Origin of the sequence: Algoriphagus kandeliae, from assembly GCF_004571135.1 — a bacterium.
Taxonomy (GTDB): domain Bacteria; phylum Bacteroidota; class Bacteroidia; order Cytophagales; family Cyclobacteriaceae; genus Algoriphagus; species Algoriphagus kandeliae.
Genome location: NZ_SPSB01000001.1, coordinates 902,908 through 922,126 on the forward strand (window position 1 = coordinate 902,908; position 19,219 = coordinate 922,126).

Annotated in this window: 17 protein-coding genes; 8 read left to right on the top strand and 9 right to left on the bottom strand. The window is 39.1% G+C overall.

Annotated features, from left to right (window positions below):
* Nucleotides 1–181: 181 nt before the first annotated feature.
* The gene (locus tag E4S40_RS03885) at nucleotides 182–1,642 is read left to right on the top strand and encodes a Gfo/Idh/MocA family protein (RefSeq protein WP_135071092.1); all 1,461 of its coding nucleotides are present in this window, start codon (nucleotides 182–184) and stop codon (nucleotides 1,640–1,642) included.
* 29 nt (nucleotides 1,643–1,671) lie between these two features.
* On the opposite strand, the gene E4S40_RS03890 is transcribed toward E4S40_RS03885, so the two are convergent.
* From E4S40_RS03890 to E4S40_RS03910, 5 genes are all read right to left on the bottom strand, one after another.
* Nucleotides 1,672–3,297, bottom strand: a complete 1,626-nt coding sequence (locus tag E4S40_RS03890; RefSeq protein ID WP_135071095.1) for an OmpA family protein — start codon at nucleotides 3,295–3,297, stop codon at nucleotides 1,672–1,674.
* Nucleotide 3,298: 1 nt separating this feature from the next.
* A complete protein-coding gene (locus tag E4S40_RS03895; protein WP_135071098.1) occupies nucleotides 3,299–4,270 on the bottom strand; it encodes a deoxyhypusine synthase family protein in 972 nt (323 codons plus the stop codon).
* Nucleotides 4,271–4,362: 92 nt separating this feature from the next.
* Nucleotides 4,363–4,959: an OmpH family outer membrane protein gene (locus E4S40_RS03900; protein ID WP_135071101.1), complete on the bottom strand. Its 597-nt coding sequence runs from the start codon at nucleotides 4,957–4,959 to the stop codon at nucleotides 4,363–4,365.
* A 94-nt stretch (nucleotides 4,960–5,053) separates the two neighbouring features.
* A complete protein-coding gene (locus tag E4S40_RS03905) occupies nucleotides 5,054–5,956 on the bottom strand; it encodes a histone deacetylase family protein (protein WP_135071104.1) in 903 nt (300 codons plus the stop codon).
* Between the two features lie 54 nt (nucleotides 5,957–6,010).
* Nucleotides 6,011–6,571, bottom strand: coding sequence for a hypothetical protein (locus E4S40_RS03910; RefSeq protein ID WP_135071106.1), 561 nt, complete (start codon nucleotides 6,569–6,571; stop codon nucleotides 6,011–6,013).
* Nucleotides 6,572–6,648: 77 nt separating this feature from the next.
* Between E4S40_RS03910 and E4S40_RS03915 the strand changes: the two genes are divergently transcribed.
* On the top strand, nucleotides 6,649–7,092 hold the full coding sequence (locus E4S40_RS03915; RefSeq protein WP_135071109.1) for an AlbA family DNA-binding domain-containing protein: 444 nt from the start codon (nucleotides 6,649–6,651) through the stop codon (nucleotides 7,090–7,092).
* Here the strand turns inward: E4S40_RS03915 and E4S40_RS03920 are convergent.
* Nucleotides 7,075–7,440, bottom strand: a complete 366-nt coding sequence (locus E4S40_RS03920) for a phage holin family protein (RefSeq protein ID WP_135071112.1) — start codon at nucleotides 7,438–7,440, stop codon at nucleotides 7,075–7,077. The genes E4S40_RS03915 and E4S40_RS03920 overlap by 18 nt on opposite strands.
* Nucleotides 7,441–7,566: 126 nt before the next feature.
* Here E4S40_RS03920 and E4S40_RS03925 point away from each other — a divergent pair, with 126 nt between their 5' ends.
* Together E4S40_RS03925 and E4S40_RS03930 are read left to right on the top strand one after the other, a co-directional pair.
* On the top strand, nucleotides 7,567–8,316 hold the full coding sequence (locus E4S40_RS03925; protein WP_135071115.1) for an acyl-CoA desaturase: 750 nt from the start codon (nucleotides 7,567–7,569) through the stop codon (nucleotides 8,314–8,316).
* Between the two features lie 157 nt (nucleotides 8,317–8,473).
* Nucleotides 8,474–8,803, top strand: a complete 330-nt coding sequence (locus E4S40_RS03930) for a BlaI/MecI/CopY family transcriptional regulator (protein ID WP_135071118.1) — start codon at nucleotides 8,474–8,476, stop codon at nucleotides 8,801–8,803.
* An 88-nt stretch (nucleotides 8,804–8,891) separates the two neighbouring features.
* Here the strand turns inward: E4S40_RS03930 and E4S40_RS03935 are convergent, their stop codons facing one another.
* The gene (locus E4S40_RS03935; RefSeq protein ID WP_135071121.1) at nucleotides 8,892–12,119 is read right to left on the bottom strand and encodes a S41 family peptidase; all 3,228 of its coding nucleotides are present in this window, start codon (nucleotides 12,117–12,119) and stop codon (nucleotides 8,892–8,894) included.
* A 170-nt stretch (nucleotides 12,120–12,289) separates the two neighbouring features.
* Here E4S40_RS03935 and tyrS point away from each other — a divergent pair, with 170 nt between their 5' ends.
* Nucleotides 12,290–13,585 (top strand): tyrosine--tRNA ligase, encoded by a 1,296-nt coding sequence (gene tyrS, locus E4S40_RS03940; RefSeq protein WP_135071124.1) that lies wholly within the window; start codon nucleotides 12,290–12,292, stop codon nucleotides 13,583–13,585.
* Between the two features lie 125 nt (nucleotides 13,586–13,710).
* Nucleotides 13,711–14,406 (top strand): TetR/AcrR family transcriptional regulator, encoded by a 696-nt coding sequence (locus E4S40_RS03945; protein WP_135071126.1) that lies wholly within the window; start codon nucleotides 13,711–13,713, stop codon nucleotides 14,404–14,406.
* A gap of 54 nt (nucleotides 14,407–14,460) precedes the next feature.
* On the opposite strand, the gene E4S40_RS03950 is transcribed toward E4S40_RS03945, so the two are convergent.
* Nucleotides 14,461–15,954, bottom strand: coding sequence for a peptide MFS transporter (locus E4S40_RS03950; protein ID WP_135071601.1), 1,494 nt, complete (start codon nucleotides 15,952–15,954; stop codon nucleotides 14,461–14,463).
* 344 nt (nucleotides 15,955–16,298) lie between these two features.
* Between E4S40_RS03950 and pckA the strand changes: the two genes are divergently transcribed.
* Nucleotides 16,299–17,900, top strand: a complete 1,602-nt coding sequence (pckA, locus tag E4S40_RS03955; protein ID WP_135071129.1) for a phosphoenolpyruvate carboxykinase (ATP) — start codon at nucleotides 16,299–16,301, stop codon at nucleotides 17,898–17,900.
* 145 nt (nucleotides 17,901–18,045) lie between these two features.
* A complete protein-coding gene (locus E4S40_RS03960) occupies nucleotides 18,046–18,483 on the top strand; it encodes a peptidylprolyl isomerase (protein ID WP_135071132.1) in 438 nt (145 codons plus the stop codon).
* A 27-nt stretch (nucleotides 18,484–18,510) separates the two neighbouring features.
* Here E4S40_RS03960 and E4S40_RS03965 read toward each other — a convergent pair whose 3' ends face one another.
* Entirely contained in the window at nucleotides 18,511–19,215 is a 705-nt protein-coding gene (locus tag E4S40_RS03965; RefSeq protein WP_135071135.1) for a TrmH family RNA methyltransferase, read from the bottom strand.
* Between the last annotated feature and the right edge of the window lie 4 nt (nucleotides 19,216–19,219).

The following is a 19,219-nucleotide window of genomic DNA, read 5'->3' on the forward strand; positions in this document are numbered from 1 at the left end:
TTCAAATGTGACCCTCAATAAGAGATTTCTTTAAAAATCATCAAAGAATGAACAGTGCTGAGAAAAATAGAAAAAATAGAACCCGTCCATCATTTAATTTGGTAATTAATACCAAATTCAAAAGATTTATGATAGGTTTTTTAATAGTTTAGAATGCATGAAAATTTGACTTAATTCTGATATGAAAGAAAATTCAAACAAGCCGGAAAATTCAAGAAGAAACTTTATCAAAGGTGCCACTCTAGCCATGACGGGATTTTACATTGTTCCTCGTCATGTATTAGGTGGGCCAGGTTTTATAGCACCTAGTGACAAACTTCGAGTTGCAGGAATTGGCGTAGGAGGAATGGGATACAATGATGTGAGTGGAGTCTTTCGAAGCGGAAAAGCAGATATTGTGGCGCTTTGTGATGTAGATGACACTAGGGCAAAAAGAAGCAGAGAAGAGCATCCAAAAGCTGCATATTACAAGGATTTCCGGGTGATGTTGGAAAAGGAACAAAATAATATTGATGCAGTCACTGTATCAACACCTGACCATATGCATGCAGTCCAAGCCATGATGGCTATGAAAATGGGAAAACATGTTTATGTACAAAAACCACTCTCCCATGATATTTATGAGGCCAGAATGTTAACAGAGGCTGCAGAAAAATATAAGGTGGTTACCCAAATGGGAAACCAAGGTTCATCGGGAGACGGAGTCCGTAAAATGGTGGAATGGTATAATGCTGGACTTATCGGAGAGGCTACCAAGGTTTATTCCTGGACCAATCGTCCGGTTTGGCCTCAAGGTATTCCTTGGCCAACCGAGGCACAAACTCCACCTGCGGATTTAGATTGGGATCTTTGGCTGGGAACGGCTCCCTATCGTGACTATGTTGGAAATCTCGTGCCCTTCAATTGGCGAGGATGGTGGGATTATGGTACTGGAGCCTTAGGTGATATGGCATGTCACATTATGGAGCCACCATTCCGAGTTCTGGGACTTGGTTATCCAAAATCAGCGGAATGTTCTGTGGGTTCTGTCTATGTCGGTGAATTTCAAAGGGGATATTTCCCTGATAGTTGCCCTCCCTCCTCACACATTACTTTAAGATTTGATATGCCGGGTGGGAAGGAATTGGAGTTCCACTGGATGGATGGAGGAATACAACCTACAAGACCGGAAGAACTGGAACCAAATGAAGTAATGGGTGATGGTGGTAATGGTGTGATTATCGAAGGAACGGCAGGAAAAATGATGTGTTCCACTTATGGAATTGATCCAAAACTTTTACCAACTTCCAAAAACCAATACATTCAAGTTCCTGAGACAGAATATCGAGTTCCAGGTGGAGATAGAGGTCATTATAATAACTGGGTAGAAGCTTGTATTGCAGGACATGGTTCTGAAGAATATAAGCGTTTAAGCTCTCCATTTAGTGTAGCTGGTCCATTGACTGAATCTGTTCTCATGGGAAATTTAGCTATCAGAAGTTATGATTATCGTGTTCAAAGGCCAGGTGGAAATGCAAATCAGTTTGATTATCCAGGCCGAGGAATAAAGCTGGTTTGGGATGGGCCGAATATGAAAATCACCAACTTCGAACCCGCAAACCAATTTGTAAAAAGAACCTACCGAGAAGGATATAGCCTTTAAGCAAAAAGCCCGATTGAATCGGGCTTTTTTTAGTTTTCTACCGTAATCTCAACTCTTCTATTTTTACTTCTTCCTGCTTCAGTCGCATTGGAGGCTATGGGTCTTGTACCTCCCCAGCCTGAAATGCGAAGACGCTCAAATGCAACTCCTTTTTCCACCAAATAATCTCTGACAGATGTAGCCCGATCCAAAGACAATGCTTTATTTAGTCCTGGATCACCCGCATTATCAGTGTGCCCACTTATCCGAATGATCACTTCCGGATTTTCATTTAAAAATTTTGCTATTTGATCGAGGAATTCCATGGTAGCACTTCCTTCTAGTTCAGCTGTACCTCGTTTAAAACCAACTTGATCAAGTAATAGACTATTTCCTGCCTCAGCTCTAGTCATCAAAATCACATTGGGTTCACTTTTTCTCAAGGAAGAAATAGATATCGTGATTGGGAAAAATTGTGGAGCTTCAAACCTCAAAAATCCGGCTTTTGGTTGGATTTCAGATAGTCTAATTGAATTTGGATCTAACTCATCTTTGGAATTACTTTCTCCCAAAAAAACCGCGAAACCCTCAACTCGAGTCCTATTTTTTTGATCAATCACTAGCCACCTTAATGGCTCTTCTTCAATTTTCACTTCTTTCTCTTCCAATCGAACTTCTGGAATCCCTACTGCGCTTGAAGGAAAAATCGGTTTGAGCTCAGATACTTTTGTCGAGGATTCACTTTGCTCAGTTTGGCCAATTGCTACAGTAGCAGGAGCCTCGAAATCAGTAGGAATCTCTAGTCGTACAGGGTTTCTAAAAGTGACTAAATCGGCAAAACCATCACTGTTTTGAGTGGTAGTCCAAACTACTTCTTGGTCTGAAATAAAAGCAACAGAGCTTTCAGATCCTGTACTATTTATTTGAACCCATTTCTTTGGGGCACTCCATTGATCAAAAGATTCTGAAAGTTTTTTGGCAATGAAAATATCCTTTCCTTCCGCTCCAACCTGCATATTGGATGAAAAATAAAGAAGATTTGAATCAGGGTCAAAAAATGGACTAATCTCTTGTCCCGGTGTATTAATCACATTCCCAAGATGTTCTGGTTTCGACCATTGAACAGTCCCAATTTTTTTGCTTACATAGATATCTTCATTTCCTCTAGAATCAGCTCTATTTCCAGATAAGAAAATCAAACTCCCACCTTTAGCAACTCTTCCAGAAACCTTCCCTTCGAATTCAGAAAGCCCTTCCATAGATATTTGTCGAAGAAAATTCCAATCACTTCCAAATTTTGAATATTGAAAAATCCCGTTTCTTTCAGACCCTTGATGATAAACTAAAAGAGTCAAAAGGTCTTCTAAACCCAAGGCTATATCATATCCTGAGGTACTTAAATCAGGTCTGTGTATCGCTTCAGACCAATTGCCCTCCGCATCCTTTTTAGTCATCCAAATATCCCCAGGGTCAGTAATACCACCTTGATTTTGAAAGTGATTAGCTCTCGTAAATAAAAGCACCCCATCTCCTATCCAAACAGGATTCTGATCATCCTGAGGACTGTTTGCTCCGGATAAATTTTGAATCTCTTGAGCCTTTACAAAGGTGGAAATAAAAAAAGCAAGCAGAGAAACTCTGCCTGCCTGAAGAATGTACGATTTAATAATTTTCATTTTACTGATCTAATACTATAGCAAACACCAGCGGTGCTACAATGGTGGCATCGGATTCGATGATAAATTTTGGAGTTTCCAAACCTAGTTTACCCCAAGTAATTTTCTCATTAGGAACCGCACCAGAATAAGACCCATACGAAGTGGTCGAATCCGAAATTTGGCAGAAATATCCCCAAAGTGGGACGTTATCTCTTTGCAAATCCTGATGAAGCATTGGGACTACGCAGATCGGGAAGTCTCCTGCAATACCACCACCAATTTGGAAGAATCCAACTTTGCTCTCTTCAGTGGCATTCTTGGTGTACCATTCAGCCAAATACATCATGTATTCAATACCTGAACGAACAGTATGGACATTTTTTACATCCCCTGATATAACATGCCCTGCAAACATATTGCCAAGCGTTGAGTCTTCCCAACCCGGAACGATGATAGGCAGATTCTTTTTTGCAGCTTCTAAAAGCCAGGAGTTTTTGGGATCAATTTGGAAAGAATCGTCCAATTTTCCCGATAAAAGGATTTTGTAAAAAAATTCATGTGGGAAGTAAGCCTCTCCTGCTTGATCTGCTTTTACCCATTCTTCCAAAATCACATTTTCAATTCTTCTCATTGCTTCCATTTCTGGAATACAGGTATCAGTCACCCGATTCATGTGCCGATCCAACAAATCTTGCTCCTCCTCAGGAGATAAATCACGGTAATTCGGAATCCGCTCGTAGTAATCATGAGCTACCAAATTGAACACATCCTCTTCCAAATTCGCACCTGTACAAGTAATGATCTGAACCTTATCCTGGCGAATCATTTCTGCCAAAGAAATACCTAACTCAGCAGTAGACATTGCTCCGGCTAAAGTGATCATCATTTTTCCACCTTCATCCAAATGTTTTTTATACGCATCAGCCGCATCAATCAAAGCTGCTGCATTGAAGTGGCGGTAATGATGTTTCAAAAATTCCGTGATCTTCATGATATGTGTTTTTTAAAATTGAAGCACAAAAATACCTAAAATAAGGCATAAAAAAACCCGGACTAGCCGGGTTTGTTCTCCATTGATTCAGTTTATTTCTCTATAGCAGTTGAAGATGCGTATTCTTGGTTCAAACCAGTCACTACCTCTTCAGTCAAATCCAAAGCATCTTTTCCATACCAAACGGCTCCTCCTCTGGTATAGCTAAGGATAAGATCCAAACCTTGTTCATCGGCGTATTTTTTCAAATATGCTTGAACTTTATCGTAAACTTCGCTGTAAAGGGAAGACTCATCAGTTGCTAATTCCTGCATCAAGTTATCCCGATACGTCATCAAGTTTTGCTCTTTTTTCAAAAGCTCTTCTTGTTTTGCTCGCTGCTGATTTGGAGTCATATTTCCACCTGTTTGCTGGAAATTAGCCACCTCTTGCTCAAACCCACGAGCTCTACTTTGAAGATCACCTTCGAATTTTTTTCCTTTTTCGGTCAACTCCTCTGATTTTACCTTGAAGTATTCATACTTACTGATTACACTATCTGTGTAAACGTAAGCTACTTTCAAATCAGAAAATGAAGCATTTGCTTCTGGTTGTGAAGTTGTCTCAGAAGTTTCAGTAGCTTTTGGCTGACAAGCAAATGCCACCAACAAAATTCCAAAGGATACAAAGATGGGTAATACTTTTTTCACGATTAATTCTTTATAGTTGACAAGGGCGCAAATATAAAGAAAGAATTGATTTTCCAAGAGTCAGAAGCTCTTGCCCACTCTTAAATAATCCTAATCAGAAAAATAACTCCTGTGCCAAACGGTAAACCTGCGCATGGGCTTCGATGATATGACGGATTTGAGGACTATATCCACCTCCCATGCAGCACATTACCGGTATTTTGTTTTTTCGGGCCAAAGATAGGACTAAATGATCCCGCTTTTGAATACCGGCAAGACTCATACCCAATCGTCCTAATTTGTCGGTTTTGAGTACATCTACTCCTGACTGGTAAATAATAAACTCCGGTTCAAACTTTTCAATCAATCTAGGAAGATGGTTTTCCAATAATTTTAAATAAGCATCATCTCCAATACCATCCGGAAGCTCTATATCTAAATCAGATTTTTCTTTTCGATGGGGATAATTCTTTTGACCATGCATGCTAAAGGTGAAAACTTCAGGTCTTCTTTGAAAAATAGCTGCTGTTCCATTTCCCTGATGTACATCCAAATCAACGACCAAAACTTTTTGAACTGAACCGGAAGAAATCAAGTGATCAGCTGCTAAAGCAATATCATTCAATAAGCAAAACCCTTCACCCCGATCAGTAAATGCATGATGAGTACCCCCCGCAATATTCATCGCAATCCCATCTGACAAGGCAAACTGAGCAGCTTGTACCGACCCTCCCATGATGAGAATTTCTCGCTTAACTAAGGCTTCACTCAAAGGAAAACCTGTTGCACGCTCCTCTGATCTGCTCAAAGATAGCCCCTTCAACTTTCCCCAATAAATGGGATCGTGAACCTTTATTATTTCGGTTTCTTCTAAGGCTATTGGTCTGTAAAAATTCGCTGGAGTAACTGTTCCTTCATAGACTAGCTGCTCAGGAAGCAACTCGTATTTTTCCATCGGGAAGCGATGCCCCGGTGGCAATTGGTGTGCATATTCGGGTGACCAGGCAATTTTAAGCATAAAAAAAACGCTTGATTTTTAACAAGCGTTAGACTGAAATGTTACGATTAATTTTTAAACATCCTCTTCTTCCGATTGGAAAGAATACATGGTTTCGTCCAATTGGATTGTATCATCATTAAATTCCAAGATAAATTTTTGGATTAATGCATCATCAATATGATCGACATTTAAAGCTACGTCTACACCAATCCCATAATCATGGTGGGTATCGATATCGACAAATTCTTGCACCTTCACAGATTCCTCTTCCTCTATCTCCATGATCATTTCGGTGATAAACCAACCAATCTCTTCTTCTTCACTAGATAATGGAATCAAATTTCCATTCTCATCTTCTTCATAGCGAATACCATTGAAATTGGGAAATTTCTTAGCAGCTTCATGCTCAGCCAATTCATAAACCTCACTCGCATGATGAAGTCTTAGCGTGTAAAGGGCTGCATCATAGATCACTTCCTTGCCTTCATACATGCCAATAAAATAGAAATTGACATATTCGTCAGAATTTTCAGCTTCCGGAACCAAATAGTATGGCTTTCCAGAAGACTCGAGAGAACTCCGAAGTTTTTCAATCTCTTTTGGGTCAAAGCCTGGGTTTTCCAAAGAATTCATTATTGAAAGTTTTTATATCGGACTAGAAAGTTAACTTTCTCCAACTAATAACAAAGAAAATTGATAGCAAATCGCTGATGAATAAAGATAAATTTGAAAACTTTGACCAAGAAAGCTTCCAATCTATCCTAAAATCAAAAGAAGGAACTCGGCTGGACCGAAAACTGAAAATCACTTCCCAAGAAAAAATTGCAAAAACCATTGCTGCGATGGCCAATACTGAAGGAGGCGAATTATTGGTTGGGATTTCGGATCAAGGCCATCTTATCGGAATAGATCCGGAAGAAGAAATGTTCATGATACGAACAGCAAATGAACGATTTTGCAAGCCATCTGCTGAGCTCGATTTTCGTACAATTCAATTCTTGGATTATGATTCCAATCCACTTGAACCAATGGAGAAGTACTTTTTAATTGTAAAAATTTCGAAATCTCCAGGAATTAACTGCTTCGATAAGAAGGGAAATTCAAAATACTACATCCGAAAAAATGATCGTACAGTTTCAGTTGTCAGTACTTAAACTATTACCAAACAAGGAATTGATGATACTTAAAACAACTGCAAACAAAAGAGCCCACCAAAAACTATCGACCACAAATCCAGGAATAAAATAATCGGCAATCATTACGGTAAGTGCATTGATGACCAACAGGAATAATCCGAGTGTGACGATCGTCAAAGGAAAAGTAAGGATGATCATCAATGGCTTGATGGTGATGTTGATCAGGATTAAAACAGCGGCCAACAAAAAGCCAGTGATCCAAGAATCAATGTGAATACCAGGTAACAAAAATTGGGCAATCAATACGGCGATTCCACCCAAAATAATTTTCACCAAAAAAGAGGATGCTTTGCTTTCAGAGCTCATGATTTTTGTCAGTTTTCACTTCTAATTTATTCAATTCCAACAAATATTCACCACTGCTCAAATTCCATCCCTGCATTTCCAAGATGATCGGCTATATTTGTCAAAAACCAAATTAACTTAATACGAGTGATTATCATTATTTTCTTCTTATTGCACTGGTACTTCTCCTTATTCTGCCAGAGTTTCTTCCTTCACCGATATGCTGCCCACCAAATGTTTGTCATGAATAAGTATTGGGAGCGCTTTTTCTACATTTTCACCTGGATTTGGCAAGGTAGCTCTTACCTTTCTCCAAGAGCTTATGCAATTCTTCACAGGATGCACCATGCTTACAGCGATACGCCAAAAGATCCTCATTCCCCACATCATACTGAAAACTTGTTTACCATGATGTGGAAGACAAAAAACATTTACAATGATTATTTCTCTTTCAGATTAAAACCTGAAGAGCGTTTTTCAAAAGATATCCCAGACTGGAAGAATTTCGACAAGTTTGCCGATAATATGGGAGTGCGAGTAGCTTGGGGGATTTTTTATGTCTTAATCTATGTGCTTTGTATCTCAGTATTCGAACTTACGGGAACGCACTGGTGGATGTATTTCTTACTTCCAATACATTTCTTAATGGGTCCTGTCCATGGTGCTATTGTTAATTGGAGTGGACATAAATATGGTTATGCAAACTTTGATAACAACGATAAATCAAAAAACAGTCTCCTATTGGATGTATTGATGCTTGGTGAGCTTTTCCAAAACAATCATCATAAACTACCAAACAGACCCAACTTTGCTGTAAAATGGTATGAATTTGATCCCACTTATCCTATCGTGAAACTCTTACACGCATCAGGGATTATACGATTAAGAACGGTTTAAACTAAGAAGGAGCTTTTGGCTCTTTTTTTTATTCCCCTGATTATTAAACAATTAGAAAATTCTTCAACTAAATAGTATTATTAATTCCATTATTTTTTTGGAATTAAGAAACTAAACCAATAATTTTCTGAGGATTAAAAACTTAACACAAACACCTATGAAACCATTAACTAGAGCAGAAGAGGAAATCATGCAAATCCTCTGGGATATCGAACGGGGATTTGTTAAAGATATCCTTGTACCTATGCCCGAGCCCAAGCCGGCTTACAATACGGTATCAACTATCGTCCGAATTTTGGAAAGAAAAGGTTTCGTAAGCCATAAGTCCTATGGTAAAAGCCACGAGTATTTTCCAATTGTATCCAAGGACGAGTATCGGACCTTCATCATTAAAAGAATGCTTGAAGGATACTTTGATAGCTCATTTGCTAAGTTGACTAAGTTCTTCAAAGAAGACGAAACACTTAACAACAAGAACTATCAGTAAATTGTAAAACGTAATTTTGGGATAAGCATTTAAAAAGGCTGGCAGAATTTATCTGCCAGCCTTTTTCTTTTATAATAAATCAATAAGACTATTTATCAACATCTTTTAAAAGCTCCTCAACCGCCTTTTCTAATTGCTGATCAATTCCTTGATCAATTTTTCCAGGCATGTTTTTCACCTCAAATTGAGGTCTTGTCTCATTATTTTCTAACCACTCCCCTGCTTTATTTTTAGCAGAAATTGGAACTGCTCCCCATCGAACTCCATTCGGTAGACCTTCCCAACCGGCAAAAGAACAAGTCCCTGGAGTAGGCATCCCCACTGTTTTTCCAATATTCAAATCAGTGTAGCCACAGGCAAAACAATGTCCATCAGAATAATTAGCCTCGTTGAACATCGCTAAAGTCGGTTTTGTCCATCTAGAGGTAGGTTCATAGCCAACTTCCTTAGCAGTCGTAGCATAAGTAAGGAATCGCTCACCGGTAAAGAACATAGCCAAATCTGCTACCAAATCTCCACCGCCATTGAATCGAGTATCGACAATCACACCCTCCGTATCATGGTATTTGCCCATCATTTCTTCATACACATTTCGGTAAGGACCATCACTCATTCCCGGAATATGCACATATCCCAACTTACCCCCACTCAATTTAGCAACCTCTTCTTGATTCTTTTTCACCCAGCGTTTGTACAACAAACTTCCCTCTTCACGCAAGGAAATAGGCTTAACAGTGATTTGCTGCATATTTTGACCCTGTGCATCAGTTACTTCCAAAAGTGTAAATTTGTCTTCTTTTCTATTTAATAGTTTTGCGAAGTCAACAGATTCAGAAACGGCCTCACCATCGATTTTTTGGATGATCATTCCTGGCTGAATATTCAAATCTGACTTATCCAACGGTCCACCGGCAATCACCTCAGTGATTTTAACACCATTTCCTTCATGCTGATAATCCCAGAAAATCCCCAAAGAAGCTGTCTGATCTGGCATAGAAATACTTTTGGAAAACCTAGCTCCTGAATGAGACACATTCAACTCTCCCAACAATTCAGAAAGCATTTCTGCGAATTCATAATTATTTCCAATGTGAGGAAGGTATTTCTGATAATCGACTCTAGCTTTTTCCCAATCCACTCCATGCATGTCAGGAGTATAAAAAATCCCTTTTGTTCGTTGCCAAACATGGTCAAACAGATGAGCCCATTCGGCTTGTCTATCGTAAGTCATTTCACCTTTAATCTTGATAGACTCTCTCTTCATGGATTCTGGATTAATCTTGGAAATGGAACCATTAGTTAACAGGAAAAGACTTTTCTGATCCTTATCCCACATCAAACTTCCAAAATTTGCATCTAGTGAAATCTCCTTCTTAGTCTCCTTTGTTCTCAAATTGGTTGACCATAGATCATATCCTTTTTCAAATCGAGATAAATAAAAAAGCTTTTCACCATCCTTACTCAAAACAGCATCCCCTAGCATGCTGCTATGAATAGTCAAACGTGCTTTTCGGTCTTCGATTCCCTTCCAGTCAAATTTTAAAGGCTCTACTTTCTCTTGCTTGGCGTCTGTCTTGGATTTTTCAGCGTCTTTCTCACCTTCCTGAACCTTTTTCAGTTCTTTCCAAAGTTTGTAATCATCCTCATTCAGATTATACAAATCCCAGGCTTCCTTATCAAAAAACAATGAATAAACGTCCCGCTCACTGCGGCCGGATGTTGCATAACTTCGCAATCCATCCCGATTGGTAAACCAAAGCATTTGCTTCCCATTGTTTACCCAAATTGCGCTGCCATCATCATAGCCACTTTCTGTCAAATTTCGGAAAGGTTCTTTTCCAGTAGCGTCCAAAAGAACCACTTCGCCATTAACCATTGTCGGATTATAAGTAGCTAAAAGCCACTTACTATCAGGACTCCAAGTAAAGTATTGATCGCCATCTCTCATGTGAAACAACTCTTCAGGAGACAGCAACGTAACCTTTTCCTTACTATTCAAATCCATAACAACAATGGATCTTCGATCTTCTACATATGCTAACTTTTTTCCATCAGGGGAAAGCTTTGATAAATAGGCATCCACTTCCAAATCCAACATAGGACTCTCCTTAATCAAAGTAGAAGCAAAGAAGAAGGGTTCTTCAGCCCTCACTTTTTCAGCTTTAAAAATTTGCCAGTGGCCATCCCGTTCACTGGAATAAAGGATATATTTCCCATCCGGAGAAAATTCAACAAATCGCTCTTGCTCGGGTGTTTCAGTAATTCTTTTGGTTAAACTTCCATCTACTGATGTAACAAACACTTCACCTCTTGCTATAAAAGCAATTTCTTTTCCATCTGGAGAAAGGCTCATTTCACTAACGCCACCATTAATAGAAATGAAATTATCTGGATTGGAAATAGACTGAGTCAATAGCTTTACAGATACTTTTTGAGGAGTCTCACCAGCTCGAAGCGTATACAACTCTCCATCATAACTGAAACTCATCAAGCCATCCTCGGAGGCAGTCAAAAATCTAATTGGGAAATTTTCGAATTGAGTCAAAGCCCTGACTTCAGATGGATTTTCCAATGGCATGGCAAATACATTGAAACTTCCATTTTGCTCGCTTAGATAATAAATCTCCGATTCATCCGGAGAAAATACAGGATTACGGTCCTCTCCATAAAAAGTGGATAGCATTTGATGTGTATTTGAGGGAGCATCATACATCCAAATATCCCGAGCGATACCCGATTCATGATGTTTTCTCCATTCATTTTCACCACCTTTTTTATCATGATAAATCATCCGAGAGCCATCCTTGCTGCTTTGGACATATTCTGCAGGTATGGTCCAAATTTGATCAACTCGACCACCTTTCACCGGAACTTGATATAATTCTGGTTGAGATCCGGTTGGGTACTGACGATGAGCAGCTATATCCATTCGCTGCGTACCAAAAATTACCTGAGTTCCATCCGACGAAAAATCATAAGGAACTTCATCATTGGAATGAAAAGTCAATCGCTCGGCAGGACCTCCAGAAGCATCCATGATGAAAATGTCAAAATTTCCATATCGATCCGATGCAAAAGCAATTTTTTGACCGTCATTACTCCAAACAGCCTTGTAATCATGCGCTTCATGAAAAGTCAACTGTTTAGCCTCACCACCTTTACTTGGGACTGTAAACAAATCACCTTTGTAAGTAAACACAATTTGGCTCCCATCCGGAGAAATAGCAGGATATCGGATCCATTGAGGATTATCTTGGCCAAAAACCATTTGGCTCAGCAAAACCGAAAGAACTCCTAAAAGACTGAATTTTTTCATTTTTCGAAATCAATAAGATGTGGGTCCGAAAGTAAGAAAAAACCCAATCCTTAGCCAACAAACTTCTTTGAGCATCAAGAATTCAACTTTAAGGCAGGAATGCATTCTATTTTCTTTCCATCCCTAAGACAAGCATCCTATATTTGCAGGCTAAATACCAAAAGGCAACAATGAATTCATTTATAGAAGAACTACGCTGGAGAGGAATGCTCCAAGACATGACTCCTGAAATTGATGAACACCTAAATAAAGGCATGGCGGCCGCTTATTTGGGATTTGACCCTACAGCGGATTCCTTACATATTGGCCATTTGGTGGGTGTCATGACACTTTTGCATTTTCAGCGGGCTGGACATAAGCCATTCGCATTAGTCGGTGGAGCTACCGGGATGATCGGGGATCCTTCCTTTAAATCTGCGGAAAGAAACCTACTTGACAAAAAGACCCTAGACCATAATGTGAATTGTATCCAAAATCAACTTTCCAAATTTTTGGACTTTTCTTCTGAAACTACCAATAAGGCTGAATTAGTCAACAATTATGATTGGATGTCACAATTCTCTTTTTTGGACTTTATCCGAGATGTCGGTAAGCACATCACGGTTAATTACATGATGGCTAAGGATAGTGTCAAGCGTCGATTGGAAGATGGAAATGGACTATCCTTTACAGAGTTTTCCTATCAATTGATCCAAGGATATGACTTTTACCATCTTTGGAAAAATAAAAATTGTACCGTCCAATTGGGAGGTTCGGATCAGTGGGGAAATATCGTTACCGGTACAGAATTAATCCGTCGAATGGGCGGAGGCTCTGCTTTTGCCTTAACCGTTCCATTGATTACCAAGGCTGATGGAAGTAAATTCGGAAAAACTGAAAGCGGATCAGTATGGCTGGATCCGGAAAAAACTTCCCCATATGCATTTTATCAGTTCTGGTTAAATGTGTCGGATGAGGATGCATCGAAATACATCCGCATCTTTACCATCTTGGATAGGGAGACTATCGAAAATCTAGAAAAGTCGCATCAAGAAGCTCCCCACTTGCGAATTTTGCAGCATGAAATCGCCAAGCAAGTAACCATCATGGTCCATAGTGAGGAGGATTATTTAATGGCTCAAAAAGCTTCTCAGATTCTCTTTGGGAAATCTTCCACAGAAGACCTAGCTACACTAGATGAAAGAACTTTCTTGCAGGTGTTCGAAGGAGTACCTCAGGTAAAAATTACTGAAGCTCAATTCGGGGAAATTTCAACTGTTTTGGATCTCTTTGGAGAGATGACTCAAGGTGTAATATTTTCCTCAAAAGGCGAAGCAAGAAAACTGATCCAAGGGGGTGGGCTAAGTATTAATAAAGAGAAGCAAACTGACCCAAATGGAGCATTTAATTCTCAATTATTACAGGGAAAATATCTTCTTATACAAAAAGGGAAGAAAAACTACTACATCGTCGAAGTGACAAAATAAATCAAATCTAGATTCTAGGCCGAAATCCTTATTTCGGCCTTTTTTTAAAATTGAACAGAGCTTAATTCATTTTTTTGACCAAGGTTTAATATTTTCACAGAGCAAAAGAAATTTCAATTGTTAAGATGCCAAAGGAGAAGAACAAAGAGAAATTAATTCTAGATACTGCTATCTCCCTTTTTACTACAAAAGGTTATCAAGCTACCCGAATGGATGACATTGCGAAGTCTGCGGGGATCAGTAAGGGATTGACCTATTTTTATTATAAGAACAAAGAGGACTTGTTCATGGCTTTGACCAAAAAGGCATTTGACCTTTTTAAAGAAGAATTTCGCGAGGTTTATCTGATGAAAGGAATAAACGGCTTGGAAAAGCTCAATGAGCTTGTAATTCGGGTCGTGGAATTCGCGAAAAAAAATCAGATCTTATACGATTCCATCATTGGCTTTATGGACCTTGTCAAGAAATCCAATGATGAAGAAGCCAGAAAAACTATAGACCCTTTGATTTTGGAAAGTCAGCATTTCCAAAAGCTTTTAGAAATTCATCATGAACCTGCAAAATTTGGTGTGATGATGGTAAGCCAAGGCATCAAAGATGGAAGTATCCGCCCTGAATTACAGCCTGAAATAACCTTCTATACCGTTTGGAGTATGATCATTGGTTTTGAAAAAATGATTGGACCAATTGGCTATGAAGGAAAAGAAGTCAAAATCAATCCTGAAAACTGGCAGCATGGATTTCTGAAATTACTTCAAGACATGCTTAAAGGCACCATCCAAGCAAGTCGACCAGCAACGGTTCAAACGAGTCTATTCTAACAAAAAAAGAAGGCTATCCATGAGGATAGCCTTCTTTTTTGGATCCATGTATGATTAATGAACCTCTCCCATCATTTTTCTTATGATTGGTTTCAATAAGAACAGCACAGCGGCAGAACCAATCACAGTATAGACAATCATCATGTATTGGTCAGGCATTTGAGCTAAAGCCTCTTCAGTTCCACCACTCGCTTCACCTGCAATCAAACCTGCAAATAGGTTACCCAAAGAAACTGATAGGAACCAAATTCCCATCATTTGGCCTCCATATCCCTTTGGTGCCAATTTAGTAACCAAACTCAAACCAACAGGAGAAAGAGCCAATTCGCCAAAGGTGTGTAACATGTAAGTCATGATCAACCAAGTTGGAGCAGCCAACTCACCGGAAGCCGCAATTTTTGCTGCGAAATACATTACTAAAAAGCCTAAACCCAAGAGGAAAAGACCAAAGGTAAATTTCAATGGAGAACTAGGCTCTAGGTTCTTTCTTCCTAGCCAAACCCACATTCCTCCAAAAATTGGAGCAAAAATGATAATGAACATGGAATTAATAGACTGGAAATAACCAGTAGGGATTTCAAATCCTAATACGGTCCGGTCTGTGAATCGCTCAGCAAACAAATTTAATGTAGAACCAGCCTGTTCAAATCCAGACCAGAACATAGCAGAGAAAAGGAATAAAATTGCAATTACTCCTACTTTGTTTCTATCAGACTTATTGAGTCCTCCAAAAAGAATAACATAACCAAGATATCCAAATGCTACCAATGCAATAATGGTCCCAGAAAGACTTGCAATGGCAGCTGCATTAATTGGGACAACTCCGGTAAATAAAATTGCAAGAATTCCTAAAACCACCATTCCAATCCAACTCACGGATTTCTTTAGGCGACTTTGCTGTGATTTTTCAGTTTCATCAACAGGAATTGGTGGTTCACCATATCCATCTAGAGAACTGCCAGTTAACTTATATTGAATCAATCCTAAGACCATTCCAAAACCAGCTAAACCAAAACCCAGATGCCAGTCATATTCTGCAAGAGTACTACAAGCAATCGGAGCAATCAAAGCTCCTAGATTGATTCCCATATAAAAAATGGAAAATCCAGCATCTCGTTTGGTGCTTCCAGCAGGATACAATTGCCCAACAATTGAACTGATATTAGGCTTCAAAAGACCCGTTCCGAAAACAATTAAAATCAATCCCAAAAAGAATGAATTAATGTCCAGTGAACTCAATTCGGTTTTGGATGCATAATCTCCGGCGGAGAATATTCCGGGTAGAGCCATTGTAAAGTGTCCCATGGCAATGATGATACCACCATACCAAACGGATTTTTTCAAACCGAATAATCGATCGGCAAGCCAGCCTCCAGGTAACGCCAATAAGTAAACTCCCATGGTGTAGAGTCCATAGATGGCTCCTGAGGTTTTATCATCAAAACCTAAACCTCCCTCTGCAATAGCAGCTGTCATAAATAGAATTAGGAGAGCTCGCATTCCATAGTAGCTGAAGCGCTCCCACATTTCGGTAAAAAACAAGGTCATTAGACCTTTTGGATGGCCAAAAATGGTAGGCCCTTCAAATTCAGGATTATTTGGTGTTTCCAAGGATCAAGATTTTATGGGTGTATAGATTTTACAATGATAAAGCAATTTGGTACTTACTTCCAAAAAAAGCCTACCAGTTGCTAAGATTATTCAACTATTGAGATGATAATTATCAGGTTAAAATCAGCCTAAAAAATAGAAATTTAAGATAACACCAAATAATTTTCTGATTTTTCTTCGTAATCGATTGAATGAGCAAAAAATGAAGATTTTTTGGTAATTGATAAAAGGTATTTACTTAATTTTGAGCAGACAATTTTCAGTATATAAACCCATTATTTATGCAGGATTTAGCTATGGATTTAAAAACCTCTCCCTTGGATTTCCTTGATCTAACCACGAGCGGCAAAATCCACTACAATCTAACCCCAGCCGAGTTAATTGAGCACTCATTGGCTCGAAAAGAAGGTTCATTGACTTCCACCGGTGCTTTGATGGCTGATACCGGTAAATTCACAGGAAGATCTCCAAAAGACCGGTACATCGTCAAAGATACCAAAACCGAACATACGGTTTGGTGGGGTGATATCAATATCCCCTTTGACGAAGACAAGTTTGATAGCCTACTAGAAAAGATGAAGGCCTACTTGATGGACAAAGAATTGTATGTTCGTGATGCCTTTGCCGGAGCAGATCCTGATTATCGTTTGAACATTCGAGTGATCAATACTTGGGCTTGGCATAACCTCTTTTGCAATAACATGTTCCTAAGACCCACTTCTGAAGAACTGGAAAATTTTGAGCATGATTTCACGATTATATGTGCTCCGGGATTTGAGGCAGATCCTGCAATAGACGGTACTAAAAACCCAAATTTCGCCATTCTAAACCTGAGCAAAAGGATGATTTTGATCGGAGGTACAGGATATGCAGGAGAAATGAAAAAAGGGATTTTTTCTGTACTGAATTACATCTTGCCTGCTGAAAGAAATACTTTGTCCATGCACTGCTCAGCCAATGTAGGTGAGGAAGGTGACACTGCAATTTTCTTTGGTCTTTCAGGAACAGGAAAAACAACACTTTCAGCTGATCCAAAACGGGCTCTAATCGGAGATGATGAACATGGATGGGCAGAAAAGGGCGTATTTAATTTTGAGGGCGGATGTTATGCCAAGGTAATTGATTTAAATCGAGACAAAGAACCGGAAATTTTTGATGCGATCAAGTTTGGAGCAATTGTAGAAAATACACGATTCAAACCGAATAGTCGAGAAGTGGATTTCAAAAATAAGTCTGTCACTGAAAATACACGAACGGCCTACCCTATCCACTTTATTCACAATGCGAAAAACCCTTCCATTGCAGGCATTCCAAAGAATATTTTCTTTCTAACAGCCGATGCTTTTGGGGTCATCCCTCCTATTTCGAGGCTTAATAAAAGTCAGGCAATGTATCATTTCATTTCAGGCTATACTGCAAAGGTTGCTGGTACTGAGATGGGGATTACTGAGCCAAAACTCACCTTTTCTGCTTGCTTTGGAGCTGCATTCCTTCCATTACACCCTACAGCTTATGCGACGCTTTTCGGAGAAAAAATGGAAGAATATCAAACCAATGTTTGGTTGGTGAATACAGGCTGGACCGGTGGACACTATGGTGTTGGCTCTCGAATGAAGCTAGCCCATACCCGAGGAATGATTACAGCAGCTTTGGAAGGAAAGCTTGAGGATGTATCTTATGAAAAGCATCCTGTATTTGGTTTCGAGGTTCCCCAAAGTTGTCCAGGCGTCCCAAGTGATGTTCTAAATCCAAGAAATACCTGGAAAAACCCTGAAGAATATGACAAACAAGCATGGATTCTTGCTGAATCCTTTATCAAAAATTTTGAGCAGTTTGAGGAATTTGCATCTGAAGACATTCTAAAGGGTGCTCCAAAAATTTAACCATATTCAATAACCCATCTATAACCCAAAAAGCTCACTTTTATTCAAGTGGGCTTTTTTTATATCAAATCTTCATTTAAAACAAATATTTCGGATTCTAGGCTTATTTTTGGCAACCTTAACAAACTAAACTCCAACCAATTCCATGAAAACAGCTGAAATCATCACTGAAAAGGGAACCATGAAAGTGGAATTCTACGAAAAAGATGCACCCAACACAGTGAAAAATTTTATTGACTTATCAAAAAAGGGATTCTATGATGGACTTTCTTTTCATCGAGTAATCCCAAATTTTGTGATACAAGGAGGATGTCCTGAAGGAACAGGAAGAGGAGGACCAGGTTACATGATTGATTGCGAGTTGACTGGAGACAATCAATACCATGACCGAGGTGTTCTTTCTATGGCACATGCCGGAAGAAACACAGGAGGTTCTCAGTTTTTCATTTGTCATAATCGAGAAAACACCCGTCACCTAGACCGTAACCATACCTGCTTTGGAAAAGTCTACGAGGGTTTGGATGTGATTGATGATATCAGAGCAGGAGATAAAATCGAAAAAATTATCATTCACGAGGAATAATGAAAAATCCCCAGTTGGGGATTTTTTTTATGTGTTCCTATTTTTCCAGTAATGTTTTTCATGAAGGTCCGATCGCTTAACTATTGACCGATACCATTTCATTCGAAGTATATCTTTTTCATATTCTGATAGGTAAAAATCAGCATGATGATAATTCTCAGCTTTCTTGATCAATTCATAAAGAAAGATGGATGCGGAAACCGAAATGTTGAAGCTTTCTGTAAATCCTAGCATGGGAATATGGACCAAACCATCTGCCTTTTCTTTTACCTCCTCTGAAATCCCCTCATGCTCATTTCCAAATACCAATGCTATTTTTTCTTTGGGCTCCAATTCACCTATAGGAATGGAATCAGGCGATGGACTGGTTCCATAAATCTTGTATCCTTTTTCCCATAGATTTTCAAAGCAAGCATCAACTGAGGAACCGTCCTTTCGATAGTATTTATGCAAATCAACCCATTGAGCAGCTCCTCTAGTGACATAAGGATTGACTTTATATGCATTGGTTTTTTCGATCAAGTGCATATCCTGAATCCCGAAGCAATCACAAGTTCGAATCACCGCACTTGCATTGTGAGGTTTATGGATATTTTCTAAAACAACCGTAATAGAACGCGTCCTTTTCTCCAGAACATCATCAATCAGTTGCTTTTTATGGTCTGTAATGTATTGACCCAAATAGTCCAAAAGCCCCTGATCAAATGCTATTTCCGGTTGTTTTTGACTCATGAAT

Coding starts and splice junctions, on each gene's coding strand:
- E4S40_RS03885 (WP_135071092.1), top strand. CDS start 182: ATGAAAGAAAATTCAAACAAGCCGGAAAATTCAAGAAGAAACTTTATC.
- E4S40_RS03890 (WP_135071095.1), bottom strand. CDS start 3,297: ATGAAAATTATTAAATCGTACATTCTTCAGGCAGGCAGAGTTTCTCTG.
- E4S40_RS03895 (WP_135071098.1), bottom strand. CDS start 4,270: ATGAAGATCACGGAATTTTTGAAACATCATTACCGCCACTTCAATGCA.
- E4S40_RS03905 (WP_135071104.1), bottom strand. CDS start 5,956: ATGCTTAAAATTGCCTGGTCACCCGAATATGCACACCAATTGCCACCG.
- E4S40_RS03910 (WP_135071106.1), bottom strand. CDS start 6,571: ATGAATTCTTTGGAAAACCCAGGCTTTGACCCAAAAGAGATTGAAAAA.
- E4S40_RS03915 (WP_135071109.1), top strand. CDS start 6,649: ATGAATAAAGATAAATTTGAAAACTTTGACCAAGAAAGCTTCCAATCT.
- E4S40_RS03920 (WP_135071112.1), bottom strand. CDS start 7,440: ATGAGCTCTGAAAGCAAAGCATCCTCTTTTTTGGTGAAAATTATTTTG.
- E4S40_RS03930 (WP_135071118.1), top strand. CDS start 8,474: ATGAAACCATTAACTAGAGCAGAAGAGGAAATCATGCAAATCCTCTGG.
- E4S40_RS03935 (WP_135071121.1), bottom strand. CDS start 12,119: ATGAAAAAATTCAGTCTTTTAGGAGTTCTTTCGGTTTTGCTGAGCCAA.
- tyrS (WP_135071124.1), top strand. CDS start 12,290: ATGAATTCATTTATAGAAGAACTACGCTGGAGAGGAATGCTCCAAGAC.
- E4S40_RS03945 (WP_135071126.1), top strand. CDS start 13,711: ATGCCAAAGGAGAAGAACAAAGAGAAATTAATTCTAGATACTGCTATC.
- E4S40_RS03950 (WP_135071601.1), bottom strand. CDS start 15,954: ATGACCTTGTTTTTTACCGAAATGTGGGAGCGCTTCAGCTACTATGGA.
- pckA (WP_135071129.1), top strand. CDS start 16,299: ATGCAGGATTTAGCTATGGATTTAAAAACCTCTCCCTTGGATTTCCTT.
- E4S40_RS03960 (WP_135071132.1), top strand. CDS start 18,046: ATGAAAACAGCTGAAATCATCACTGAAAAGGGAACCATGAAAGTGGAA.
- E4S40_RS03965 (WP_135071135.1), bottom strand. CDS start 19,215: ATGAGTCAAAAACAACCGGAAATAGCATTTGATCAGGGGCTTTTGGAC.